This window comes from Paeniglutamicibacter quisquiliarum (assembly GCF_019084045.1).
GTDB classification, from domain to species: Bacteria; Actinomycetota; Actinomycetes; order Actinomycetales; family Micrococcaceae; genus Paeniglutamicibacter; species Paeniglutamicibacter quisquiliarum.
In genome coordinates, this window is the sequence record NZ_JAHRED010000010.1 from 1 (window position 1) to 25,266 (window position 25,266).

The window sequence follows — 25,266 nt, forward strand, 5'->3', positions numbered from 1 at the left end:
TCGTCTTCCAGAGCACAAGAACCACCAGCAAGAGGATTGCCACCCTTTCGAACAACACGAGGATCCAGTGGTTGCGGACCTCGGGTTCGTGGCAGCAGGTGCGCACGAGCGCAGGCATCGGCTGGATCCAGTCCAGCAAGCTTTCCACCAAGATGGTGCAGTCTTTACCGCCCAAGCCCACTGTGACATTCAGCGCCCCGCGCTGGACCACGGCGAATCTGAACCTCCGCTCGGGTCCCGGCACCAGCAACGGCTCCATTGGTGTCGTTCCGGAGGGCGAGCGGGTCCTGCTCGGACGATCCTCCGGTGGCTGGGCCAACGTCAAGACCAGCAAGGGCACGGGCTGGGTGAGCGACGACTATCTTTCTACCGTGGCTCCAAAGCCGCCGGTTGTGAAGCCGACCCCATCGAAGCCCAATGAAATCGTGTTCAGTGCCCCGCGCTGGACGACGGCGCATCTAAACCTCCGCTCGGGTCCCGGAACCAGCCATGGCTCAATTGGCGTTGTTCCGCAGGGCGAGCGAATCCTGCTCGGGCGTACCTCGGGTGGCTGGGCCAACGTCAAGACCAGCAAGGGGACCGGCTGGGTGAGCGTTGTTTACCTCTCCACCGTGGCGCCACCGCCGCCGGTAACCACCCAGTACCGTTGGGCAAAGGGCAACGTAAACCTCCGCACGGGAAATTCGATTGTGCACCCGATCTTGGGCGTGGTCCAGGCCGGCGACCGAGTCACTTACCTGCAATCAAGCAACGGATGGGCCCGCGTGGTCACCAGCCTTGGCATCGGATGGATGAGCGAGGACTACCTCTCCAAGGATGTCGTTGCCACGCTCCAACCCGACACCGTGGCAGTCAATAATGCAGTGAGAGCAAGGTATGCGGGCTACGTTTCAGCCTATGGCGGCGTTCGGCCGGGCTCGGTGGGACACAGTAGCGGCCGGGCGACGGACCTCATGATCAAGAACTACAAGAGCGCCCAGGGAATCAGCAATGGCAACGAAATTGCACGGTTCCTGATTGCCAACCGCAAGTCGCTGGGGGTCAACTACTTGATTTGGGATGACAAAATCTGGTTGGGACCTACAAAGGGATGGGAAGAGTATTCTAAATCCGGCAAGTATGGCCAACAGTTCGTCAACATGTGGAACGATACGACGCTGCACCTGGACCATATCCATGTGGAGACGTACGGAGATTCAGGGACCGGCGCGCCGCTGGTCAAGTAGGCCCCATGTTGGGTTCCCCGAAGCAGGGGAATCCACTGGTGTCAACCTGCGCGGATGTTCAGTTCACGCTGGATCGCAGACTGGATCAGCCGTTTACGGATCTTAAGGTCAAGGGGCCGTCCGGCCATCAGCATGCCGTAGGCGATTTTCTCCACCTTGCGCTCGGCGCGACCGATGATGTTGTCGATCTCACTCGTTGGCAGTGATTCGATGTAGTCCCAGACAAGTTGTTCGTGGGCAGAACTGTCGCGTGAACCGGTGAATTCATTTGCAGACACGGCACGCCTCCTCCCACCAGTCTGGCATTCGAACAGGAATCGCGCCACCATGCTCGGCCGTGCTGGCCGATCCGGCGGGAGGGTTTGTACCCGGCCTTGTAGAATCAGTGATGGTGCTTCGCGGTATTGGCTCGTGTCCATTTCACCGAGCGGACCCCTTAGGCGGAACGTGCCCGACTTTCCACCACCAACACTCTTGATAGGACCACACCACCATGAGCTTGATCCGGCTAAACGACGTCAGCGTGCGATTCGAAAACAACCAGATCCTGCGCGAGGCATTCTTCAAGCTTGAAGCGGGGGACCGGGTCGGTCTTATTGGAAGGAACGGTTCGGGCAAGTCAACCTTGCTGAAACTGATCCTCGATCAAGTTGAACCGGACGCCGGCACGGTCGCGGTTGAGCTGGGAACCAAGATTGGCTACTTCTCCCAGTTCTCAGAACTCAACGGGGCCTCCACCATCACCGAGGTGCTTGATGCACTTTTTGTGGAGGTCAAGACCATCGAAGCGGAGTTAGCCGAGATTGATTCGGCCATCGCCGCTGATCCCCAGGCCGATGAAATGGATCGGTTGATTCACCGCCAGTCCGAGCTCTTTGAATCCATGGATCGGCTGGATGGCTGGGATTACCCCCGTTCCATTGACACTGTTCTCACTAAATTGGGCTTTGACGAAGCCCATAGGATTTGCCCCATTGATTCTCTCTCCGGTGGCTGGCGCAACCGTGCAGCGCTGGCGAAGATCCTGCTCGAGGACCCGGATGTGCTCTTGCTGGATGAGCCGACCAACTTCCTTGATATTGCAGGTGTTGAATGGCTGGAAAACTGGTTCAAGTCATTCAAGGGTGCGGCGATCATTGTTTCGCACGACCGCAAGTTCCTGGACTCGGTGGTTACACGAATCATCGAGGTGGAGAATTTCCACCTTCACGAATACCCGGGAAACTTCGCCGAGTACGTGGTGGCGAAGCAGTTCAAGCTCAAGTCCCTCGAATCGCAGTTCCTCCACGAGTCCGAACTCCTGGCCTTTGAAGCCGAAGGAATCTCTGACCGAAGAGAAGCAGCCAAGGCCGCTAGCAAGGGCCTGGATAACAAGCTTTCCAAGATCAAGAAGTCGCGTGCCCCTCGCCCCGTGGACAAGATCATCACGGAAATCTACGGCGGCCTGCACATCAAGGACACCCTCTGCCGGGTCGAGGGCCTGTCGAAGGCCTATGGCGAGAAAACACTCTTCACCGAGCTCAGCTTCGAGGTGCGCCGCGGGAACCGCATGGTGATTCTCGGTGCCAACGGCAGCGGCAAGTCCACACTGCTTCGTGTTCTGACCGAACAGGAAAAGCAGGATTCGGGATACGTGACCTGGACCAAGGGCGCGGCGGTGGTCTCCTACAACGAGATCCTTGAGGAGCTGGATCCGGACGACACCGTGACCCACGCGGTCAATGCCATGCCGAATTCATTGGCCTTTAATGCAACGAAGAAGTCGGTAAATCGGTTCCTGGCCATGTTCCAGTTCTCCGAGGCCGACTTGAAGAACCGCATTGGAAACCTATCCGGCGGCCAGCGTGCCAGGGTGGCAATGGCCATGTGCCTTCTCTCGGGTGCCTCGGTACTGATCCTGGATGAGCCCACGAATCACTTGGACATGTCCAGTACGCAGGTGATGGAGCGCGCGCTTCTTCACTTCCCCGGGGCCGTGGTGGTGGTCAGCCACGACCGGTTCTTCACCGAGAAGATCGCCAACCGCTACCTGGTGTTCGGGACGGAGCACGCCAAGGTGGGCGAGGTTGTTGTCCGCGGGGCCTGAACACAATCCGAAGGTCATTGGGAGCAAGATAGGTGGGCGGTTTTCTGGCGGCAGCCGAAAAATACGTTCCACCCTTTCACCCCACATTCCGGTTATGGATCTTGCCGCTCATGGACAATGCACCCGGTTGGTCTGCCACCTGCGATTCCACAATCGGCAGCTAAGTGGGCGGCCCGACACCCACACTCGGCGATGCGCCATACTTTTTTGGCGAATCCAACCGCATGTGAAGATGCTCACAATATGGCGGCGTGATCCCGTAACATCCCGCCGTGGAACCGGGCATATGACGGGGCGGGCGATATTCTGGCCTTTCTGGTCCGGACGATCCCGAACCATGCATCCAGCCCACTGAAATAGCAAAGGTGCCACCCCCGTGTCTGTAAACAAGCCAGTCGTCCTATTGGCCGAAGAACTCTCGCCCGCAACCATTGCGGCCTTGGGTCCCGATTTCGAGATTCGCCAGACCGACGGTGCGGACCGCTCCCAGCTGCTGGCTGCCATTGCCGACGTTGATGCCATCCTCGTGCGTTCCGCCACCCAGGTCGATGCCGAAGCCATCGCCGCAGCCAAGAACCTGAAGGTTATTGCCCGCGCGGGCGTTGGCCTGGACAACGTGGACATCAAGGCCGCCACCCAGGCCGGCGTCATGGTCGTGAACGCCCCGACCTCCAACATCATTTCGGCCGCCGAATTGACCGTGGGCCACATTGTTTCCCTGGCCCGCCGTATCCCGGCCGCCAACGCCTCGCTCAAGGGCGGCGCCTGGAAGCGCAGCTCCTACACCGGAGTTGAGCTGTTCGAAAAGAAGGCAGGCATCATCGGCCTGGGACGTATCGGTGCGCTCGTGGCAGCGCGCCTGCAGGGCTTCGGCATGGAAATCCTTGCCTACGACCCGTACATCACCCCGGCCCGCGCACAGCAGCTCGGCGTCAACCTCGTGGACCTGGACGAATTGTTGGCACAGTCCGACTTCGTCACCATCCACATGCCCAAGACCCCGGAGACCGTGGGCATGCTTGGCAAGGACGCCTTTGCCAAGATGAAAAACTCCGCATACGTCATCAACGTGGCCCGCGGCGGTCTGGTTGACCAGGACGCTCTCTACACGGCGCTGAAGAACGAGGAAATCGCCGGGGCCGGCATCGACGTCTTCGTCCAGGAACCGAGCACCGACCTGCCCTTCTTTGAATTCGAAAACGTCACTGTCACCCCGCACCTGGGTGCCTCAACCGACGAAGCCCAGGAAAAGGCCGGCGTCTCCGTGGCAAAATCCGTTCGCCTAGCACTGGCCGGGGAACTTGTCCCGGACGCGGTCAATGTTGCCGGCGGTGTCATCGATGAAAACGTTCGCCCGGGTATCCCGCTGATCGAGAAGTTGGGGCGCATCTTCAACGCTTTGACCGTTGGTTCCTTGACGAGCATCGACGTGGTCGTTGCCGGCGAGATCGCTTCCCTGGACGTGAAGGCGCTGGAGCTTTCCGCCCTCAAGGGTGTCTTCATGGACGTTGTCTCCGACCAGGTTTCCTACGTCAACGCCCCGGTGCTCGCCGAACAGCGTGGCGTGGCCACTCGTTTGGTCACCACCCCGGATTCGCCGGAATACCGCAACCTGCTCACGGTCAAGGGCGCTTCCACCGAGGGCACGCAGCTTTCGGTTGCCGGCACACTGACCGGTCCGAAGCAGATCGAAAAGCTCGTTGGCATCAACGGTTACGAAATCGAAATCCCGATCACCGATCACATGATCGTTCTTCGCTATGCCGACCGCCCGGGCGTCATTGGCACCTTGGGCAACGTGCTGGGAGAGCAAGGCGTGAACATTGGCGGCATGCAGGTGGCCCGCAAGGAAGAGCGCGGCGAGGCAGTTGCTGTGCTGGCCATTGACTCTGCCCTGCCGGCCGGAGTGCTGGACATCGTTCGTGCCGCCATTGGCGCCACCGTCGCCCGAGAGATCAACCTCGAGGACTAAATACCCGCCAGATCGGAATAGTTAGCGTGCTCCGCACGCCTCCGGTGTACTTCTTAGATCTTTGCTGAAGAGGACACGGGATGGCGTGCGGGCACGCTTCAATATTTTTAGACCCGCTATGCCTGACGTTCTGGGATATTGAATGCCACAGCGGGTGTTGGGCACTCATCCAGTGATCTTGCCTTCTGTAACTTCTCCGGGCCGTGCCGGTCTGGGAAGTCACTAGAAATAGCTCAGGTGCTCAGCGCGTTTCTCAAACGCTTGCTTTGAACGGCATAGGATTGAGTGATGATGTCTCAGAGCGCTATTTTCGTGGATGCCAGTTTTTTGCTAGCCGTTGGAGGACATCGTGCCTCCGGAACTACGTTGCGTGCAGCCTTTACCGTCAACTATGAAGCTCTGATCGAAGGGATCCTCAATACTGCCAAGGACTTCAGCGGCTTGGAAAACCTAAGGATCTACTGGTACGACGCAGCCAAGGATGCAATCTTTACAGATCAGCATAAGCGCATTGGCCTAATTCCCGGTGTGAAGGTAAGACTGGGTCGAATTTCCTTCAACGGTGAGCAAAAGGGCGTTGACCTGAAGCTAGGCCTTGACCTAGTCGGCATCGCCCGTAACCGCGCTGCCTCGGTTGCCTTCCTCGTTTCTGGTGATGATGATCTCGCCGAGGCCGTCGAAGAGGCACAGGATCTGGGCATGAAAGTCGTTCTTATCGGTGTGGAGAAGGCTGACCACCGACTTGGTGTAGCCTCCGTTGCCGAGCACCTTGCCTTGCGCGTGGATAGCATCATTACATTGCCTGAGGAGCTCATAAAGTCGTCCTTTGTGAAGGCGGTATCGTGGGATGCCGAACATGCGACTCAAACTGCCAATATCGCTAGCGCGGGCGCCACAGCCAAGGAAGTAGTGGCGCTGTCGGTGCCGGATCCGACGATACCGAAGCCCGGTGCACCGAAGCCTCCTACTCCCGCGTTGCTGAACCAGCGCACCAAGTTTCAATCGCCTGTGCAAGCGCCGGCACCTGCTGACTACCAACTGGTCTATAGCTCGACCCACCACTCATCCGGATTTACGGGAGGAGCAACCAAGGACCCAAGCGCCATGGAAGTGGCCACGGAAGTGGGTAGCAGCGTGGCAACAAATTGGTACGCAAGCACGACTGAAACCGAACTGAAAGAACTACTCGCCGACCGCCCACTTCTACCGCCGGAGATCGATCGGGTGCTACTTAAAGATTGCGCCCAACGACTTGGTGAATGGAAGACCGATCTGCAAGATATTCGCCGCGCACTTCGCGTTGCTTTTTGGGACGAGCTCGATCAGCTCACATAACTGTCTCCGATGGGCATATTGGAGCCAATCTACGATAGATTTCTATGGTGACTTCTGAGCAGACTCCGTTTTACATCACCACGGCCATCTCCTACCCGAACGGCGTTCCCCACATTGGGCACGCCTATGAGGTGATCGCTACCGACGCCATGGCGCGCTTCAAACGCCTAGATGGCTACGACGTATTCTTCATGACCGGTACGGATGAACACGGGCAGAAAATGCTGCAGACGGCAGAAAGCGAGGGCATCACCCCGCGCCAGCTCGCGCAACGAAATTCGGATGCCTTCCAGGCCATGAACGACGAGCTGGGCATTAGCTATGACCGATTCATCCGCACCACGGATTCGGACCACTATGCAGCCGCCCAGGCCATCTGGAAGCGCATGGAGGCCAACGGTGACATCTACCTCGATAAGTATGCCGGTTGGTATTCGGTCCGTGATGAGGCCTTCCACGCCGAGGTAGACACGGAGGTCCGAGCAGACGGTCTTCGCTATTCCAAGGAAACTGACACCGAAGTTACCTGGACCGAAGAAGAGTCTTACTTCTTCCGCCTCTCGGCGTATCAGGACAGGCTGCTCGAGCTTTATAAGTCCGTGCCTGACTTTGGCGCACCCCATACCCGGTTCAACGAGGTGATTCGCTTCGTTGAGCGAGGGCTGGAGGACCTGTCAATTTCACGCACCACCTTCGACTGGGGGGTTCCGGTACCGGGCAACAAGGACCACGTCATGTACGTGTGGGTCGATGCGTTGACCAACTACCTGACGGGCACTGGCTTCCCTGATGTTGAATCAGAGTCTTTCAAGAGGTATTGGCCGGCTGACGTCCACGTCATTGGCAAGGATATCTCGCGCTTCCACGCGATCTACTGGCCGGCCTTCCTGATGTCTGCGAAATTGCCGTTGCCAAAGCGCGTCATGATCCATGGTTTCCTTCACAATAACGGCGTGAAGATGTCCAAGTCCTTGGGCAACGTTGTAGCTCCTACAGATTTCGTGTCACAGTACGGTCTGGACCAGGTCCGCTACTTCTTCCTGCGAGAGGTACCTTTTGGTGCCGATGGCAGTTACAGCCACGACACCATCGTCGGCCGTATGAACTCGGACCTTGCTAACAACCTAGGCAACCTTGCGCAACGTTCTCTATCCATGGTGGCCAATAACTGTGGGGGTTTGGTTCCCACTCCTGGAGAATTCACCGTAGCTGATCAAGAAATCTTGGCCTATGCGAGCAAGTTGCTCGAGATCTGTCGCGACGCATTCTCGCGTCAAGAATTCAGCAAGGCTTTGGAAGCGATCTGGACGGTCTTGGGAGATACCAACGCCTACTTCGCAGATCAGGCGCCGTGGGTGCTGCGGAAAACCGACGTTGCAAGGATGGAAACCGTTCTTTACGTAACCCTTGAGGTACTTCGCCGTGTCGCGCTCTTGATTCAGCCTGTCATGCCAACTGCCGCCGCTCAGCTTCTTACCCTTTTGGGACAGGCCGACGGCTCGGCACGCGAACTGACAGAGTTCGATGTCTCATTGGCGCCTACCGCCGTTCTTCCGGCGCCTTTCCCCATCTTTCCGAAATATTACGAAAATGTAAACTAACAAAAATATTAGTTATTTAATTCTGATAGCAAAGAATTGAGGCGAAGATGTGTTCATTTGGGCGCAAACAATATTAAGTGCAGTGCAGTGCACTTCACTGATCTCGAGGCGCCGACGGATGCCACGATCAAGATAACTTATTCGCCATGGAGTTCTTACGATTCATTGTCAAGATTTGATGAACATATTAAATGTTGATAAAAACTAATGCAATAGGACTAGGAGATTAAAATGGTGTCTGATTTTGGAGCAATTTCCGGTTATGAAGCCAGAAAATATTCATTTAAGGTTCCTTCCGGCGCCTCGCCGCAGCGACTAATTGTCGCTGCTCCGGGAAGTGGAGAGAGGGATTTCGTTCTGCTCCCTGCGAAGGGATTGGTCCCCCTCTATCCGAGCCTGGCGACGATGAGTTTCTCTGCGGGCCTCGATGCCAGATTTTCCTATGTCGGTGGCGACTTAGCCTACGTTGAACTGAATCAAGAATTCAACAATCGAGGTATCGCATCGACGATGGATTTCGTCATCGTTCGCTGGGCGCGTAAGAGTGTTGTTAACTTTCCTAATAATATTAAATGTCTCGCAAAAGTCCGTGCTTCAACTCACGGTCCTGCTAGGCATTTTAATGAAATTCTAACGGCCTCAGCCGTGTCGACGCACTAAGGACGCCACTTGCCAATGGATCAGGAACAACTACCGCTAATCAGTGTTGTCATGGCCACTCGAAATCGAGCCGGCTTACTTAAACAAAGCATGCATTCAGTTCTCAACCAGACATTTCGGAATCTCGAACTCGTTGTCGTCGATGACGGATCAACCGATGACACCCGTGACGTGGTTGAGTCGGTGATCGACTCTCGCGTCAAGTACGTTCGGGGGCATGGCCGCGGAATTTCCGCGGCACGTAATACGGGAGCGGACCACTCCAGGGGACTATGGACGGCAGTTCACGACGACGACGACATTATGTTGCCAACGCGCCTTGAAGAACAATTGAAGTACGCCGATGACTCAGTCGATTTCATTTACGGCGCCTTCATCAATTTTGACGACGCATCAGGCAAGCTTCAGTTACACCATGGGCGAAACTACGGTTTTGGCCCTGCGCTGATGACTGGCTTCGCCCCTGGACACTCAACCTGGTTAGTTCGTACCGATTTGATCAGGAAGTTCCGTTATGACGAGGGCATCGAGAGCGCGGTCGATAACAACTTGACATTCAGGATGTTGCGATCAGGGGTTCGATTCAAGCATAGTGGGGTTATATGCCTTCTGCGGAGAGTTCATAGCGGCCGTATCACTGACCAAGGCGGAAAAGGGCAGAAATACGTCGCTCAGATGAACCTTGCCTTTATCAAACGCGGATTCAGCGAAGATGAAATCGATACTTTGAGTAAAGAAGCTCGTCGTGATTGGGGTGCCGTGGACAAAAAGAAGTGGGAAACTAAATTCTTAGGATTCATTCCGGATCATCTTGTAAAGCGATCGGGCTTCCTATTATCAACGAACTATGTTGAGGATCAACTCGGCACCCTTCAAAGGCTGGCCCTTGACGATGCAAGCGCGATGGATTGGTTTGACTTCGTTCAGCGATGTGGCAGTGGTGCATCTCAGGACAACGTTACTGTCCGGGTCCGCGAGCGTCCAGAAATCGAATCCTTGCTTCAAGGTATCGAGCTTGAACCGAAGATCAGAAGGAAGGACAACCGGACACTGCTCACCGAATTTGCTCTTGGTTGGCTCGACAGTAATCCGGAAGATAATTTTGGCACCTCGCCATATATTGCGTTGGTAATCGGTGAATCACGTATGTGGACGGATCAGCAGAAAAAGCTAGCGGTGAACCGTTTTGTTACAGGTCGTGGCAGAGATGAGTTTATGGCCGGAATAATCGAGTTTAACTCTCTTGAAGCTGCAGTGAGGCTCAATGCCGTTATCTTCACAGCTTCTGATTTCGATTATCGGATCCTTGCAAGCGGTGGAATCGACGCAGTGCAAGACAGGGTCTCGATGGAATTGGTGCCTGGCACCGACAGCAAGTCTGTCTGAAAGGTAGCGTAAGAATGCATATCATTTTCCAGCAGGCAGATGGTGCCGCACGAACAGCACTGTCTGTTGAAGTTGAGACGGGTGAAGTAAACCCGGAACTTGCAAGTTTGTTGTTTGACGTTTCACCCTCAAGCGTGAGCGCGACACAAACGGCCGTGGCCGGTGCCTTACTTTATGGCTCGGGGTCTCTGAAGCGTCTTAAAGTTAATGGTGAGATGCCTGATACGGCAGTAGCGGAAATTTCTCAGGTAATCGGATTTCCTGTTGAATCTGATTCCGTCGAGTTAATTGAAAACTCATCTGTGGGCCAGCTGGATTCGCTCTTAAAGGTAACGTCGTTACGGGTGTCGTTGGGGCTGGATTTGGCTCGTGAAACTCCTGGGCGCGACGAGACTCGCCTTACACTATTTCCTAGTGAACGTTATTACGGCGGTCTACTTGGCATAAAAGAAGCGGTAGTTGCCTCTAACGCGTGGCTGCATGCGACTTACGTTGATCCAGCACGAGTATTGGCCGCTGCTGGAGTCTTGTTTGCAAATGATTTTTTGGCCGAAGGTCTAACCTTACCTGACGTTTCGGGCGAGGAGAGAGATATCATCTCTCGTCTCTGTCGTATTGCTGGGCTTGAAACAACATTCGAGGCCATTGGATGATTGAAAATGACCAATTGCCAACGGCCGTTATTGTTAGCGACGTTAAGCAGGGTCAGCGATCTGGCCTGCTCGGGATGAGATATGCCCTTGTACGAGCGCTCAGCGATAATAGTGTTCCAACTGTGTTGACACACACCCATGCTCTGCAAAACATCACTGAATCTCTAAAAGACAACACTCGCATTGTTGTTTTTTGCGAGAGCATCAGGGCACTAAAATCTGGGAGAAAGATATTTGATGGGCAAATGGGTTGCTCATTCGTGCTTATCGTAATTCCGACTTCCTACGCTGGATGGCGTGAAAAGACGTTGGCTTGGTCCGACGGTCTAAGCGAGGAATGCGATAGAGATACTGTTATCTTCACGGATAGTTCGCTGTCGCAAAGAATAATTGAGCAGGAACTCGCAAGCTATCGAGCTGATGTCAGGATCTTAGTTCCAGAGTGGCACATCATCGATCCTGATCAGCTTGATTTGACCGACGAGTGGGATAACGATCTATTCAATGCCCAAAAGGGTGTCAGCGGCGGCCTCGAAACCAATCATTGGAGTTTTGGTTCTGCTAAGACAGTCGAAAGAGACAAAGGCCTGCACTTTTCTGGTACGGATTGGGGTTTTGAGCCACGAAGGGAGCCAAGCCCAGCATCTACAGTTGTAACAACGCCAGATCACTGTCTCGATGATCCGGCCCGAACAAGCCAAGTTGCTAACGCGGGACTTGTAGGCCAAATTATGCAGGGGACTTCACTCGTTGGTAAGGCGCTAAATATCCTTGTCCAAGGTACCAAACTAACTTTCATCGATGAGTTGGGTCGGGATCTGGCGCGTCATTCTGGATCGAATGTAACCTTTGACGAGTGGATACACCTCGGCGCACCATCTGACTCGAACCGATCTCAAGCACTGCTTGATAGATCGGAAGTCGTCATTGGAGAGTGGGCGCGACCAAATAACGTGTGGATACAAGAGCGTGCCAGGAAGAACCAAAAGCTGATTGTTAGGGCTCATCGATACGAAGTTACAACTGATTTTCCACACAAAATCGATATGCAACGATACTATGCTGGTGTGGTGATTGTTCCTTGGGTAGGTAGGGCCCTAGTTCAACAATTTGACTGGCCCGCTGACAAGATGGTCTATATCCCGAACTACGTTAACTCGCGATACTTTCACAGGGAAAAACTCGTCGGCGCGGAGTTCACATTGGGCATTGTTGGGATCACACCGGATCTGAAACGACTGGATTTGGCTTTAGATTTGTTGGAAGAATTGCGATCTGAGGACCTGCGCTACACTCTACGGGTCCGTGGAGACCTGCCCCCCGCGCATATCAACTGGGAAAAGCAGCCTCTACAGGCCGAACAATGGGGCAGTGTACTTCGCCGCTTGGAGTTGAATCCGCTCCTTCGCAATTCAGTTCACTTCGATGCGCCGGGCCGCGACATGGCTACGTGGTATCAGCAAATCGGTGTAATTCTTTCGACGTCCGACATTGAAGGGTCTCATGTGGCGTTGGCGGAAGGCATTGCTTCAGGCGCTCTGCCAGTTGCGCGAAATTGGCCTGGCATAGGGACCCTTTGGCCAGACGACTTTGTTTTTCAGGATCTTGAACGAGCAGCGCAGTGGGTATTGCAATCGAGGGATGCGCACTGGCGACGTATTCAAATGGAACGCTTTCGTGCCCTGAATTGCTTGGACCAAGATCGCGTTTTGGGCGCATGGTGGGATCTAGTTAATGGTCGATTCGAGTTGGCGCAGAATGCTTTTGGCCCCATCGACTGGACAGCTCCACTGTTCGAGACCGTCGAAGCATGAATAAGGCGAACATGAATGCCAACACAGAATAGCAAGGATGGGAAAAATGAACGAGCAATTAGAAAGCGTCTCGTTTGATGCTTACGCGGAAATCGACTACTTGAAAAGTAGGCTCATAGAGCTTGAGCGCACAGTTCGATATTTGTCGGACTCCCGAGCGAAACAGGATCCAGCAGGCCGACCAGCTTTTAAACGTCCCCCGTACGTAACTGTTGGTGAAGGATGCAATATAGGTAACGGGGTGACTTTTTCGGCCACTGAAAGAACGCCGATCCTTGTGGGTGACCGAACTAAGATCCTTCGAGGAGGTGAATTGCTGGGTCCCTTGACCATCGGTTCACGAGTCTTCATCAACCGTGACGCGTATATACGTTCTGGCGTGACGATTGAGGACGGCGTTTCCCTTGGCCCATTCGTGCGACTCATCACCGACTCGCACCACATTGGACAGGCAAGTCACCGGGCTGGACCGGGTAAAACTGAGGCTATCCTGATAGGTGAAGGTGCTTGGCTCGGAGCCGGAGTGACGGTCCTGGGTGGCGTAACTATTGGGGCGGGATCAATCGTGGCTGCAGGTGCACTAGTTAGGGACAACGTTCCCCCGAATTCGGTCGCAGCTGGAGTGCCAGCGAGAGTTATTCGCCAGCTGGAGGAACCGCAGTAGTGTTAGGCAATCTTCCTTGCGCCACAACAATGAATTTCGAACTGCCAGCTGACTGTGATAGTGCTGTGATCGTAGCTTCCTTTGACCGCACCCTTGCGGACCAAGAATACATAATCACATTGGGTTTTGCAACTAAAGAAACTTACTCGTCGATCCAGATATCTGAGCTCTCATGGTCTGCGAGCCTTGAATCGGCATTTGTTTATGTTTCTGCATTGCCTTTAAAGACACCTTATAGAAGCCCGCGTTTTGAGATTCCTGCCGGTGCGCGGAGAATGCAAGTGCACTGTCGGAATTGGAAGCCTCAGGGCTCCGGCCCGGAGCAATCTCTTAGGGGACTTGCGGTTGAGGCATTTGTGATAGGGCCTGCCCTATCCACTAGTCTGAGCCGGGTCATTCTTCCTGGAAAGAAGATCTGACATGGATGTATGCGAAGTATCCGTTGTTATTGGCTTTCGAAACTGGGGCCAAGAGCGATTACGTCTAGCGCTTGGTTCGCTTCAAGCAGCCTTTGGTACGTGTAATGGCGAGGTAATTTTAGTTGACTATGGTTCGACGGATCCCGAGCCGGCACGTGCGGCCGCGGAAATCACTGGTTCCAGGCTCGTGAGGATTGACAATGTGACTGTTTGGTCGCGTTCAGAAGCCTTAAACGCTGGGTTTGCCCAAGCCCGAGGGAGGCTGTTCATTTCAACGGACGCGGACATGTTGTTTGCCCCGGGCACTTTGGAGACAATTCATACTTGGTGGCAGGCTTCAGGATCTAGCGCTCTCTACCTACAATGTCGTGATCTTCCGCCGTCACTTACAGTCCAAAGTCTATCCACTGGTCACGTTAATTGGAAAGAACTTGAGGCGGTGTCACGACTAAGGCCCAGGTGGGGCGTCGGAGGCATGATGGCAATTGATCGCCATTCATACGGTGTTCTTCGAGGTTTCGACGAGAGAATGCACACCTATGGCCGGGAAGATATGGACTTTGCCGCACGTGCACGCCGTGCCGGCCTGCGAATGGTTTGGGTAGAGGATCAAAAGGCGCGCATGTATCACATGTGGCATCCATCCTCGGCTGATGCACTACAAGATTCTCCAGCGGCTATCGCCGCACTAAAGCAAAACCGGAGTATTTTCGATAATGATGGAACAGTGGCCCGAAATCGAACAATTTGGAACAATTCGTTACCTGAAGCGCCGCCTCTAATCAGCATCTGTCTCCTCAGTGGCTATGAATCAATTAAGGATGGCAGGCTAGCAGACACCATAGCTTTGCAAAACATCCGTGACGTTGAGGTATTGGTTTCGGCAACGGGAGGACAGGTTCAGGCGGCAACGATTGAGTCGTTGGTGCGAGAAGTGGACTGCCAAGTTGGCGATCTAGATTCCATGTTGGAGGTTGCCGCGGGGAAATACACTATTGTTCTGGACTCTAGCTACTGCCTCCCCGAAACGTTTTTAGAGGAGCTATTGGTCGATGCGCAGGGTTCAGTGCGAGCGGTCGTACCACGTCAGCTAGCCTTCGACCCTGAAACGAACGGGTTCGGATTCATGCCAATCGGGGATGAAAATCGAACAAATACACTTCTCGGTGTTCTCGCACAAACGGACATACTCCGTTCCTTGTCTCGCGAACAGAATATCTCAACCATTAATCCAGGATTCTTGGAAATATTGAATAGTCTCGGTGCTGAAGTTTTATTCAGCGAGAATGCCATTTGTTTGGTCGAGGCAAAGGAGTCAGTTCAATCTTCGATTCGCCGATACGAAATTCCTTCGGAAATAAGACGGATACTATGGCCCTTGTTCTCCGATAGCGATACCAGCAGAATTGCTAAAATCACCGGGGGACCCGTCGAAACACTTGCGAGCGAGAAATTTGACGGTTCTTTAGAATTTTCTGTGGTCAAGCGAGACGATGAAATCACTTCCAGGCTAGGCGTCCTCGGAAACGCTTCGCTGACTGATCTTGCCAGATTGCGAAACTTGGGATGTGATTTTACCGTTGATCTGGAACCGATCGATCAGGCGGAAAACTCGGGACGTGGAATCCGGTGGATAATTTCTGAGGCAATGTTCGCTATTGGGCAATCGGATGTGATTCCGCACGCAGTAATTGTCGTTGAAGGTGAACATGATGGGCGTGGGTTCGCAACTCCTGATGCACGTCCTTTGTGCATCAAAGTTGAGCGATTGGGATTAGATGACCATGAAAAGGCGACGCTTTTCTTTTCCAATAATGCACTGGAAACCAGTAATATTTTGGAGTTCGCAGACGGAAGAGTCCGATTTATATTAAGTCAACCGGATTGGGAAATTGGATCATGAGGATAATTTCAGAAACAGAATCTTCTGGTCGATTTTCATTGCTTACTGAAGTCGAAGCATATGATGCAGTCACGCCGATTAGTCGATTCTTTGTCGACTACGTTCCGTCAGAGTTGAATCCGGAGCGGGTTGCACTTGCTGGATATCTGGCCTTTGGTTCTTGGATCAGCGGTGGCGTAAAATTTCCTGAAGCGATTTGTCCCGAGCTCGCTTCCGCTATTGAGGACGACGCTTTCCCGGCGCGTGTACGCCCGGAGAAAATTGACTACACGCCAAAGCGTTTGGCTGGCGGAGAGTATGAAGCGCAGGTTCTTGTTGGCCCTGCGGCTACTGAATCCGAGACGAGTCGATCCTTGAGAATTCTTCCCCACGGAAAGTATGTAGGAGCACTTCGGCAGGAGGGTCATTTCCAAGTGTCTTCGAACGCATATGTATTGGCCGGTTGCGTCCCTAAAGAAGCAGAGCATCGACCAATGCTCGCAGTTGCTGTTTTGGCAGCGGAGGAATTTGGGATAGACAAATTGCGATTTCAGGCAATTATTAGCGAGAATGAACGAAGGCACTTGCAGTCACTCTTGGGTGCCGTTGGACTCGGTCTTACGATTTCGTTGACTTGAGTGCCTCACGCTTGGCCTAATTCAAATAGTTTTTTGAGGACTTCAAGAAACCAAAAATGATCATTTTTTCGATCAGTCCAAACAGTAAGAAAAGAGATTTGATGAAAATTTCAGTAGTCGGATGCGGCTATCTTGGCGCCGTTCATGCAGCTGCCATGGCGAAACTTGGCCACGATGTAATCGGCATTGATGTGGACGCTAGTAAGATTGCAGACCTTCAAGCCTCGAAGGCGCCTTTCTTTGAGCCCGGCCTGCCGGAATTACTCAGTGAAGCGCAGAAATCTGGATCACTTTCATTCTCCACGAACATGGCTGATGCAGCTGATGCGGATGTTCATTTTCTGTGTGTAGGGACGCCGCAGCGGAAAGGTGAAAACGCAGCTGATCTTAAGTACGTAGATGCGGGATTTGCATCAATCACGCAGCATATCAAGCCTGGGGCGCTCATTGCGGGAAAATCCACTGTTCCCGTTGGAACGGCCGAGCGTCTTGCCGATAAGTTGAGGGATATTCAGCCTGAAGCAATCCTTGCATGGAATCCTGAGTTCCTCCGCGAGGGTCACGCTGTAAAAGACACTCTGGCGCCGGACAGACTGATATATGGTGTTTCCGATGATTCACAGGGAGCTCGTGCGATCGAACTATTGGACGAGGTGTATCGGCAGATTTTGGATGCCGACACGCCACGGCTGACAATGGGATATGCGACCGCCGAACTCGTGAAAACGTCAGCGAATTCATTCCTGGCAACGAAGATTAGTTTCATAAATGCAATGGCGGAGATTTGTGAAGCCACAGGAGCTGATGTCAAAGTTCTGGCCGACTCCATAGGTCTCGACGACCGAATTGGAAGAAAGTTCTTGAATGCGGGTGTTGGATTTGGCGGTGGGTGCCTGCCGAAGGATATTCGTGCCTTTATGGCCCGTGCAGGGGAACTTGGCGCTGATCAAGCTTTAACTTTTCTAAGGGAAGTCGATGCAATTAACATGCGTCGACGAGAACGAGTCGTCGAGCTCGTGCGAGAAGAACTTGGCGGCTCACTATTAGGCCAGCGCATTACGGTGCTGGGAGCGGCATTCAAACCCAATTCTGACGATGTAAGAGACTCGCCAGCACTGTCGGTTAGCGCCCAGCTGCAGTTGCTCGGTGCAATCGTAACTGTGACAGATCCAGAAGCGCTGTCCAATGCACGTAAACGTTTCCCAGAATTACAGTATGAGCAAGATCTAACGGAGGCAATCAAGGGTGCGGAAGCACTAATTTTGTTGACCGAGTGGGAGGATTACACGGAAGCTGATCCTGTTGCTTGGTCTCAAATCGTCAGTCGACCTTTGATTTTGGACGGTCGAAATGTACTTGATATTGATAAATGGCGAGCGGCCGGTTGGCATGTGAAGGCAATGGGCCGACCGTAGAGGAGTTCGCTTAGCCTGTATGAACAGATCCGCCTCCGACCACCTTTTCGTAATTGGAGGTCGGAGGCGGTTTCGTTCTGCCGCGCAAATGTTGCTGGCCATGCTAACGGAGAGTCTTTTCTGGTATTTCCCGACTGGCAAGTATGCATGTGCTGAACCGTGGTCCACGAATCCGGCTTGAAGGTAATCGCCACAAGTATCCAGATGGAGCCGCCTGCCAAATAGCCTTTGCTGGTACCGGTGTTCTGGCGATCTGGTGTGTAACCTCGCAACATGGACACCAAATCGCGTCACTTCGTAGACACCTTTTCATGGCCCTTGACAGACAACCGATCTCATGACTTCGTGTTGCCGGAACGGGAGTACCAATAAGCCGGAACAGGAGTGCCCTCTGGCGCTATGTAGCAGCCGCCGGCATCTGATGACAGAGGACCCGCTGGCAAATATGCCTAGTGCTGAATAGCGTCTGTTGGTACCTATGTTCTGACGACTTGGTGTGTAATCTCGCAGCATCGTGGACACCGGATCTTGTTACTTCGTAGACAACCGATCTCATGGCTTTGTGTTCCCAGAACAGCAGTACCAACAAGCCAGAACAGACGTACCTTCTGACGCTATTCAGCACCCTGGCCGGCAACATGGCCATCAGTGGCATGCAGCAAACGCGGTCGGGCCCCCGATTCCGGAAAATTCACGGAATCAGCGGCCCGTCTGCACACGATGAAAAATCGGTGTTAGTGGAGTAAGGTTTAAGGGTAAATCAGAATAGGACATGTCAGCACAGGACTTATGGCACTTAAATCGTGTTGATGGACTTCAATGTGTGGCCCCATGCGGACGCAAGAACACGGATGCCCAACCCGACAAATCATGTGAGTGACCTGCGTGCGAAGCAAAACATCTATGTGTTAGGTGATCGACTCGAGCCTAACAGCCTCAATCCTAGTCAATTCGGCGCGCTCGCTCCACTGCTCTATTAGCGCGAGTGCCTCCAGCTGTGCCAAAGCGGCATGGCCGGATACATGGTTGGTCAGCAGCATTCTCTGCTGACCAACCCTAGGCAAAGCAGCCATAGCAACATCCGCCATGAAATCCTGCTGAATGGCGATACTCATATCGGTCTCGTTCGAAACCAGCAAGAACGGCGGAATGAGATTCGACTTCTTAAACCGGTCACGCACATCTACCATTTCGGGGTGGTCGATCCTATGTTCAGAAAACGTCTTTCCTAGCACCCTATTCTCCATCGCCTTGATAGATCCCGGTGAAGGCCATTGGGAGACATCAATTTGTGGAATTTCGGCGATGGCACTCGATCCAGGAAGCAAAGAAGCCATCCCGAGCGCCCCAAACCCACCTAGGGACGAGCCATAGAACAAGATTTGATCATTCGAAAGCCCCAGACGAATAACTTGCTCTTGTACCATGACAGCCATCTCTTCGAGCAGATCGTCGGTCGGGTGCAAGTACCACGCCCCGCGAATTTCGTCGTCAAGGCCCAAAGCAGGATCAGAGAGCGCGAGGACGTGTTGATTCGGCATGACTGTGTGCCAGTTCCACCGAGAAAGCAGTTTCCAACGACGGATGCCAGTACCAGTTTGTGCGGCCGGCATGAAACACACTAGTCTTTCGGCAGAATCCCGGCGAGCGAGAGCACCATGAATGGATAAACCAGTATTGGATTTCTTTTCGAGTGTCTCTACGACGGTCCCCAATGCATGCATTCGTAAATCCTATCAGCAGCAACTAAACCTCTCGAAAGGTCACCATGCCCCATCCAGATGTACCGGAATTCGCCGCCCAAGAGTAAATGGCGAGTCACACTTGGATCGTTGGTCACTTCGAAAAGCAAGGCGAACCGAGCAATGGCAAGTGGTAGGGATCTTGATGATGAGACTCGCGCCCGTGCGATGCGGTATTCCATTAGCGGCGTGATGACGCACCCGGGGTGTTTGCGTCCAGTCCGCACGTGGTCGATTTGATTGCGGTTTCCCCGGATATCATGCACACGTGGTTCAGAATGTGTTTCGTCAGCAGAATGTAGGCCATCTCAGCGCTAAGAAGCAGGACATTTCAGCAGATTGTCAAGCCATTTCGGCAGTCGCGGGTGCATGCGCTGGCATTCTTCGCCTGACTCACCGAAATCTCCGCTTCGTGTTGGCCGCCCCGAGGTGTGCGACTCTGTCCGCGATGGCGGTAAGTGTTCTACCAGCAATGATCTCTAATAATGATCTGACTTGATATTTTATACCTTTGTAGCGATGACGGGTATCGTCGTTTCCCAGGCTCATTCACGAGATTCGCCCGCGGATGGCCCGTAAAGTGCAACGCCAAGTCTTCTATGCGCCACGGCGATTAAACGGGCGAAGGTGGGGTTCACGTGTCGCTTCCGGAGCACCGGATGAGGCGCGAAGCCTATGTTTCGCCCCCACCGATCCCACCCGGCGGCCTATTCCGGCGAGTTCGGTGGCCAGCCCCGCTGTGGCGAGAGGGGCGTCCGGGACAGAGAGCGATTCGGAGTCCCATCGGCGGATGGGTTCCACCAGTGCCTGGACCAATCCGGGGCCCTTCTCGGTCAGGGCTTTGCTGTCCGCCCCGTGCTTGCGAATGCCCCGAAACGGTGCGGCGCCAGCCGCCAGCTCGTTGACGCCTAGCTGGGTCCTGGAGCGGGGCGGCGCCCGAGGCCCGGGCCGCGGGCGTTGATCCCGCCATGGCCCCAGAAATCGGGTCCTGGCCACCAGTAGCAGGCTCGTGCCCGTTCATCGAAAGTGGGGTAGGATCGTTGCGAACTTCGCACGCAACGAGTGAACAACTACAGCGGAATCTAGCCTACATCATTGTCCAACCCAAAAGTCGATTGGTCGTGCTTATCTATGAGCGTTTCCTAATTGGCTGCTGAAAGGCAAAGAGCGAACATTTACGTTTCTCGCACCCTTCATGGTTACTATGTTTTCATGGACATAACAGCGGGCCGATACACCTACGGTCAAGAAAAGATTCGCCTTCACGCCACATGGCCGAACTCCAAAGGCGTGAAGATCGGTTCATTTTGCAGCATCGCCGGCGGTGTGCAGATCATAGCGGGCGGAAACCACAGGACAGATTGGGTTACCACTTGGCCGTTCGGGAAGCTCAGCACGGACAAGTTCCCGTTTGACGACAAGGGTCAGCAGCCGACCTCCAAGGGTGACGTGATCATCCAAAATGACGTTTGGCTTGGGCAAAGCTGCACAATCCTTTCTGGCGTTACAATCGGACACGGTGCCGTCGTTGCCACACAGGCCGTCGTTACGAAGGACGTCCCGCCCTACGCGATCGTAGGCGGCAACCCCGCCAAAGTCCTCAAATACCGATTTGATGGAGAAGCAATCGCAAAGTTGCTCGAACTGAAGTGGTGGGATCTGACGGACGAACAGATATCGCCGCTCGTCCCTTTTCTCTGCCAACCGGACGTGAACCTTCTCATCGAGAAGCTGCAGGCAACCCGGTCTGATGAGGTAATTACCGCAACGAAATAGCCCACCGCGCCCTTCTGGCGTGCGATACGGGCGGAATTGCAAAATCTGTAAGCGACGGTGGGTCGCCGTAGAATGGGGCATCCCCAATAAATGACGGCCGCCCACTGATCATCCTGATGAAGGCCGACGACGTGTCCGGAGAGACCTGCACGGCATCGTCGACACCGTTCGTGCCGCATGGGGTTATGCCCGCTGGCCACGACCTCATAATTAGGGAAGTCGAAGCCACCTTAGCCGCATGGGAAGCCGCCGCTGGCACAACCCTAGGATCAGCTTGAGAGTAAGCTCCCACCTGGGTGCGGTTTGACTCTCTGGGCATCACCTTCAACGGCTGATAAGCGTCTCCCCTGCGGGTGGGAGAGGCCGTGTGATCTACTTAGAGTAGTTACGATAGGGATTTGCCTCGGAACCGCATCGTTCCGGGGCTTTTCCGTGTCCAAAAGATTGTTCGCATTAAAAATGTCACAGAAAGTATTCCATTGCACGCTCCACAGGCGTAATCCGGGGACACGAAACGGGGTGTATCGGCTATGCATGTCGCCATCAGCACCTTTCGCCGGGTGAACTGGTCCGGCGTCGAGGTCATCGATGAGTCGGCGCTGGTGCGTCGTGCCTACGGCGAGGACGGGAAGGTCAAGCTCGAGACCCTGGCAACGTATCGTTCCTGCCGCGGCACTCGATCATAGACCTGAAGGCCGACCTGAATGACAGGACCATGGTGGACGCCAACGCCCGGATGCAGAATCTGCGCAGCCTGCCCAAGGGCACCCCGACGCGATCTACACCGTAGCTGGCGGCCTGTGCTTCAAAGGCTTATACTTGCCGGAACCGCGACGTGGTCATGGGCCTCTTGGCCGCACGGATCTGCAGGCTCACCTCCAAGATCGCCACCCTGAATTAGTTCGCCGGCACCACCCTGGGTACCGACCTGCAACCCGTCACCACGGATGAGTTCGGCGGCGCCATTGATGAGCTCCTCAAACAACAACCCATCACCAGCTACAAAGACCTCCTGGCCTATCGCGCGCGGGACTCCACCAAACTCGTCACGCCACGGACCTCGGAGCAGGACAGCGACATTGGCCCGCAGGAGCCCGCCGGCGACCTGATCTTCGAACTGCTCACGGTCCCCACGATCTGCCAATGCGGGCCATGGACCTCATCCACCAACACCTCCGAAACCGCGGATAGTAGTCAGAAGCCCCGGATCCGAAACTCAGATACCCCGATAAACCGGGGTTCCTTGTGTTCTGCCCAGAGTAACTTCTCTGGCTACTTACGACCTATCCAGGTCCTGCCTGGCCACTGCGGAAATCTGCGGCGTCACGCACAACACCGTGCGCGCCTTCGTCAAGACCGAACAGCTCATGACACAGATCGAGTAGTTAGTGAAAACCGGCAGGGGTAAGATCCGCGGGGAAAATGGGAAGTGCCGATCCCAGCCTCACATTCGTCAGGACAACCAATCAGGGCTTCTAGCCGATCAGCTCACCAAGCATACGTTCCGTCTCAGAAATGCTTCTTCTGTCGCCATCAGCGATGAAGGGGACGTATCCAGATTGCCTTCCTATGGCGTCGTCAATGACTCTCTGGTTAGGGAGGGCGCGGTAGGATGACCTCGGATCACCAATCTCCAAGACCTTGGCATGGGGATGTGCGAACGCAGACAAGTGCAGGGCTGAGCCGGAAACTCCGGACAGGATTCCCGCATCGGCAACCGTAGCCAGTTGCTCGTTTAGGGACAACTCTTGAGGGTGAACGATGTCGAACCCCTTCGACGCCATAAGGTCGTCCAAACGGTTGTCACCATCGACGCGTCGGGGGTCCTTCAATAGCTTGGACCTTGAGAGGAAAACATTGCGCGAATGGTTTCCCTGCGACGCTACTCGATTCCAGACGCCTACCGCTTGAGGGGAAACAGAATCGTTAAGTATAAATGGGCGTTGAGCCACCACGAGCTCGTCAACAACGCATCCTTGCCTCGCGACCATGATCGGGACATCGAATCCGAGCCTCCGGACCAATTCAACCTGCCAGGGTTCGATGGCGCTTCCGAAAATGAACGGATGGCAGATGATGCCGTCAAACGGTAGACGTGGCCACATAGTGGTCAGAGTCTCCGTGATGAAGTGCCCGAACTGCCCCATCCAGTTGCCAGCATACAGCCACCGTCCGGAAAGCCTGTTGAATCCGGCGGTTCCGGCGATGGTCTCTGGATCGGCAGAAGTAACTAGGTCTCCGCCACGGCCTCCGACGCGCTGAGAGCTCGGAATCAGTTTTCCTTCGACGTACACAGCACCGGAAACGGTGCTATGTCGCGCATCGAGCTTGTTTACTTGGAAGGTCGTGAGCACAGCGTGATCTACAGTCACCGCCGACGACGCTGGAGCAAGGGACGGCACCGCAGGACGGCTCCATGGAAGGGAAGTTGCTGGGATCATGCGCCCAGCCTAACCGAGGTCAGCCATCAAAGGGTAAACGGCGATGAGACTCACGAGACGTGCTCGCAGTATGGGGAATACGGCACCCAACGTGGTTGTTTAGTCCTTACCCGCATTTTTTGTGTTGCGGTCGGCGAGGTAGGAACGTAGGGCCTCATGCATGTCCTGGGGGGTGAAACCCGTCGCGCTGATCTTGGCTAGGTCTAGCACCGAGTTCAGCGGGCGTGGTGCTGCTTGTTTTCCGGCGAAGTACTCTGCGGTACTAATCCCGGTGACTGCCCGACGCTCTCTACCGGCAGCGGCGAAAGTTTCCTCTGCGATGTCGGCCCAGCTGGCAGGTTCCCCGGCGTTGGTCAGGTTGTAGGTACCTGCCGGTGCATCCGTGGCCAACAGGTGGTCGATGCCTGCCGCGATCGTGTCAGTGAATGACAGCCGGCCAAACTGGTCGTTGACGACGTTGGGCTCGATGCCCCTAGTGGCCAGATTAAGCATGGTGGCCACGAAGTTCCCACCATCGCCGATAACCCAGCTGGTGCGGATCAAGTAGTGGTTCGGAACGGTGGCCGCGGCCAAGTCTCCGGCTGCCTTGGACTGACCATAGACCCCCAGAGGGGATAGCGCAGCCTGCTCGGTGTACGGGAGAGTGGAAGTTCCGTCAAACACGTAATCGCTGGAGACATGGACCAAGGTTAGGCCGTGCCCGATGCATACACGAGCCAGTGCCGCCACGCCCGTGGCGTTGGCCGCCCAGGCGGCGGCCCGCCCGTCCGAGGTCTCGGCCGCGTCGACCTGGGTGTAGGCGCCAGCATTGATGACGGCGCTGTACCCGGACCAGTCGTAGGCGACTAGGTCGGAGGTGTTGGTGAGATCCAGATCGGCGCGCGTGGCGAAGTCGACGTCTTCGCGTCCGGCGAAGCGGCGCCGCAGTGCAGTACCGAGCTGACCGCCAGCGCCTAGCACCAATGTGCGCAGCGGTGGCACGGGTGCCACGTCGGCTAGGCGTGGATGCTGGCGGTCCTTGTCCGAGAGCTCGGCCTCTTCCAAAGGAATAGGCCAGTCGATGGCCGCGGTCTCGTCGGCAAGGTTCAGGAAGGCGTATTGGCCAGTAGCCTCAGCGGACCAGTGGTCATTCACTAAATAGCTATACGCGGTATTAGGTTCCAGCGTTTGGAATGCGTTGCCAACCCCGCGGGGGACATACACTGCTGTTCCCGGATCCAGTTCGGTGGTGAAGACCGCCCCGAAGGTTTCCCCGGCGCGCAGGTCGACCCAGGCACCGAAAATCCGGCCGGTGGCCACCGAAACAAATTTGTCCCACGGTTCGGCATGGATGCCACGGGTGGTGCCCACAGCGGCGTTGAAGGAAATGTTGTTCTGCACCGGACCGAAGTCGGGCAGGCCCAGCGCAGTCATCTTCGCGCGTTGCCAGTTCTCCTTGAACCAGCCACGGTTGTCGCCATGGACGGGCATGTGGATTACGAGCATCCCCGGTATGCCGGGAACCGGTGTGGCCTGCAGAGCTGCCGGCGGGAGGGAAGGATTCACGTCAGCCATTC

The 25,266-nt window shown here is 54.9% G+C and carries 19 protein-coding genes and 1 pseudogene; 16 read left to right on the plus strand and 4 right to left on the minus strand.

What is annotated here, in order from left to right; translation table 11 throughout:
• The coding region (locus KRR55_RS16415) for an SH3 domain-containing protein (RefSeq protein WP_217390370.1) at positions 1-1,226 on the plus strand (1,226 nt) is incomplete at its 5' end.
• A gap of 41 nt (positions 1,227-1,267) precedes the next feature.
• Here the strand turns inward: KRR55_RS16415 and KRR55_RS16420 are convergent.
• A complete protein-coding gene (locus tag KRR55_RS16420) occupies positions 1,268-1,504 on the minus strand; it encodes a hypothetical protein (RefSeq protein WP_217390373.1) in 237 nt (78 codons plus the stop codon).
• A gap of 215 nt (positions 1,505-1,719) precedes the next feature.
• Here KRR55_RS16420 and KRR55_RS16425 point away from each other — a divergent pair, with 215 nt between their 5' ends.
• The 13 genes and pseudogenes from KRR55_RS16425 (at position 1,720) to KRR55_RS16480 (ending at position 17,751) form a co-directional block, all read left to right on the plus strand.
• Positions 1,720-3,312: an ABC-F family ATP-binding cassette domain-containing protein gene (locus KRR55_RS16425; protein WP_217390375.1), complete on the plus strand. Its 1,593-nt coding sequence runs from the start codon at positions 1,720-1,722 to the stop codon at positions 3,310-3,312.
• A gap of 376 nt (positions 3,313-3,688) precedes the next feature.
• Entirely contained in the window at positions 3,689-5,284 is a 1,596-nt protein-coding gene (gene serA / locus KRR55_RS16430) for a phosphoglycerate dehydrogenase (RefSeq protein ID WP_217390377.1), read from the plus strand.
• 288 nt (positions 5,285-5,572) lie between these two features.
• Positions 5,573-6,619, plus strand: coding sequence for an NYN domain-containing protein (locus KRR55_RS16435; RefSeq protein WP_217390380.1), 1,047 nt, complete (start codon positions 5,573-5,575; stop codon positions 6,617-6,619).
• A gap of 44 nt (positions 6,620-6,663) precedes the next feature.
• Positions 6,664-8,220, plus strand: coding sequence for a methionine--tRNA ligase (gene metG / locus KRR55_RS16440; protein WP_217390382.1), 1,557 nt, complete (start codon positions 6,664-6,666; stop codon positions 8,218-8,220).
• 231 nt (positions 8,221-8,451) lie between these two features.
• Positions 8,452-8,880, plus strand: coding sequence for a hypothetical protein (locus KRR55_RS16445; protein WP_217390385.1), 429 nt, complete (start codon positions 8,452-8,454; stop codon positions 8,878-8,880).
• 15 nt (positions 8,881-8,895) lie between these two features.
• A complete protein-coding gene (locus tag KRR55_RS16450) occupies positions 8,896-10,266 on the plus strand; it encodes a glycosyltransferase family 2 protein (protein ID WP_217390386.1) in 1,371 nt (456 codons plus the stop codon).
• 14 nt (positions 10,267-10,280) lie between these two features.
• Positions 10,281-10,919, plus strand: a complete 639-nt coding sequence (locus KRR55_RS16455) for a hypothetical protein (RefSeq protein ID WP_217390389.1) — start codon at positions 10,281-10,283, stop codon at positions 10,917-10,919.
• Entirely contained in the window at positions 10,916-12,733 is a 1,818-nt protein-coding gene (locus KRR55_RS16460; protein WP_217390392.1) for a glycosyltransferase family protein, read from the plus strand. Before KRR55_RS16455 ends, KRR55_RS16460 begins: the two co-directional genes overlap by 4 nt.
• 46 nt (positions 12,734-12,779) lie before the next feature.
• The gene (locus tag KRR55_RS20410; RefSeq protein ID WP_254456324.1) at positions 12,780-13,397 is read left to right on the plus strand and encodes an acyltransferase; all 618 of its coding nucleotides are present in this window, start codon (positions 12,780-12,782) and stop codon (positions 13,395-13,397) included.
• A 420-nt stretch (positions 13,398-13,817) separates the two neighbouring features.
• Positions 13,818-14,168 (plus strand): annotated as a pseudogene (locus KRR55_RS20755) (glycosyltransferase family 2 protein); the annotation flags it as partial.
• 123 nt (positions 14,169-14,291) lie between these two features.
• Positions 14,292-15,719, plus strand: a complete 1,428-nt coding sequence (locus KRR55_RS16470) for a galactosyltransferase-related protein (RefSeq protein ID WP_418888848.1) — start codon at positions 14,292-14,294, stop codon at positions 15,717-15,719.
• On the plus strand, positions 15,716-16,336 hold the full coding sequence (locus KRR55_RS16475) for a hypothetical protein (protein WP_217390396.1): 621 nt from the start codon (positions 15,716-15,718) through the stop codon (positions 16,334-16,336). The genes KRR55_RS16470 and KRR55_RS16475 overlap by 4 nt, the downstream gene beginning before the upstream one ends.
• 101 nt (positions 16,337-16,437) lie before the next feature.
• On the plus strand, positions 16,438-17,751 hold the full coding sequence (locus tag KRR55_RS16480) for a UDP-glucose dehydrogenase family protein (protein WP_217390502.1): 1,314 nt from the start codon (positions 16,438-16,440) through the stop codon (positions 17,749-17,751).
• A gap of 908 nt (positions 17,752-18,659) precedes the next feature.
• On the opposite strand, the gene KRR55_RS16485 is transcribed toward KRR55_RS16480, so the two are convergent.
• Positions 18,660-19,364, minus strand: coding sequence for a hypothetical protein (locus KRR55_RS16485; protein WP_217390399.1), 705 nt, complete (start codon positions 19,362-19,364; stop codon positions 18,660-18,662).
• A 1,341-nt stretch (positions 19,365-20,705) separates the two neighbouring features.
• On the opposite strand from KRR55_RS16485, the gene KRR55_RS16490 reads away from it, so the two are divergent.
• Positions 20,706-21,269 (plus strand): CatB-related O-acetyltransferase, encoded by a 564-nt coding sequence (locus KRR55_RS16490; RefSeq protein WP_217390401.1) that lies wholly within the window; start codon positions 20,706-20,708, stop codon positions 21,267-21,269.
• A 530-nt stretch (positions 21,270-21,799) separates the two neighbouring features.
• Entirely contained in the window at positions 21,800-21,955 is a 156-nt protein-coding gene (locus KRR55_RS16495; RefSeq protein ID WP_217390403.1) for a hypothetical protein, read from the plus strand.
• Between the two features lie 789 nt (positions 21,956-22,744).
• Here the strand turns inward: KRR55_RS16495 and KRR55_RS16500 are convergent.
• Together KRR55_RS16500 and KRR55_RS16505 are read right to left on the minus strand one after the other, a co-directional pair.
• Complete coding sequence (locus tag KRR55_RS16500; protein ID WP_217390405.1) at positions 22,745-23,710, minus strand: glycosyltransferase family 61 protein; 966 nt, start codon at positions 23,708-23,710, stop codon at positions 22,745-22,747.
• 99 nt (positions 23,711-23,809) lie between these two features.
• A complete protein-coding gene (locus KRR55_RS16505; protein ID WP_217390407.1) occupies positions 23,810-25,264 on the minus strand; it encodes a sugar nucleotide-binding protein in 1,455 nt (484 codons plus the stop codon).
• Positions 25,265-25,266: the final 2 nt, after the last annotated feature.

Bases quoted from the DNA above. Each gene is read 5' to 3' on its own strand.
- KRR55_RS16425 (WP_217390375.1), top strand. From the start codon at position 1,720: ATGAGCTTGATCCGGCTAAACGACGTCAGCGTGCGATTCGAAAACAAC.
- KRR55_RS16435 (WP_217390380.1), top strand. From the start codon at position 5,573: ATGATGTCTCAGAGCGCTATTTTCGTGGATGCCAGTTTTTTGCTAGCC.
- metG (WP_217390382.1), top strand. From the start codon at position 6,664: ATGGTGACTTCTGAGCAGACTCCGTTTTACATCACCACGGCCATCTCC.
- KRR55_RS16445 (WP_217390385.1), top strand. From the start codon at position 8,452: ATGGTGTCTGATTTTGGAGCAATTTCCGGTTATGAAGCCAGAAAATAT.
- KRR55_RS16450 (WP_217390386.1), top strand. From the start codon at position 8,896: ATGGATCAGGAACAACTACCGCTAATCAGTGTTGTCATGGCCACTCGA.
- KRR55_RS16455 (WP_217390389.1), top strand. From the start codon at position 10,281: ATGCATATCATTTTCCAGCAGGCAGATGGTGCCGCACGAACAGCACTG.
- KRR55_RS16460 (WP_217390392.1), top strand. From the start codon at position 10,916: ATGATTGAAAATGACCAATTGCCAACGGCCGTTATTGTTAGCGACGTT.
- KRR55_RS20410 (WP_254456324.1), top strand. From the start codon at position 12,780: ATGAACGAGCAATTAGAAAGCGTCTCGTTTGATGCTTACGCGGAAATC.
- KRR55_RS16470 (WP_418888848.1), top strand. From the start codon at position 14,292: ATGATGGCAATTGATCGCCATTCATACGGTGTTCTTCGAGGTTTCGAC.
- KRR55_RS16475 (WP_217390396.1), top strand. From the start codon at position 15,716: ATGAGGATAATTTCAGAAACAGAATCTTCTGGTCGATTTTCATTGCTT.
- KRR55_RS16480 (WP_217390502.1), top strand. From the start codon at position 16,438: ATGAAAATTTCAGTAGTCGGATGCGGCTATCTTGGCGCCGTTCATGCA.
- KRR55_RS16485 (WP_217390399.1), bottom strand. From the start codon at position 19,364: ATGCCGGCCGCACAAACTGGTACTGGCATCCGTCGTTGGAAACTGCTT.
- KRR55_RS16490 (WP_217390401.1), top strand. From the start codon at position 20,706: ATGGACATAACAGCGGGCCGATACACCTACGGTCAAGAAAAGATTCGC.
- KRR55_RS16495 (WP_217390403.1), top strand. From the start codon at position 21,800: ATGCATGTCGCCATCAGCACCTTTCGCCGGGTGAACTGGTCCGGCGTC.
- KRR55_RS16500 (WP_217390405.1), bottom strand. From the start codon at position 23,710: ATGATCCCAGCAACTTCCCTTCCATGGAGCCGTCCTGCGGTGCCGTCC.
- KRR55_RS16505 (WP_217390407.1), bottom strand. From the start codon at position 25,264: ATGGCTGACGTGAATCCTTCCCTCCCGCCGGCAGCTCTGCAGGCCACA.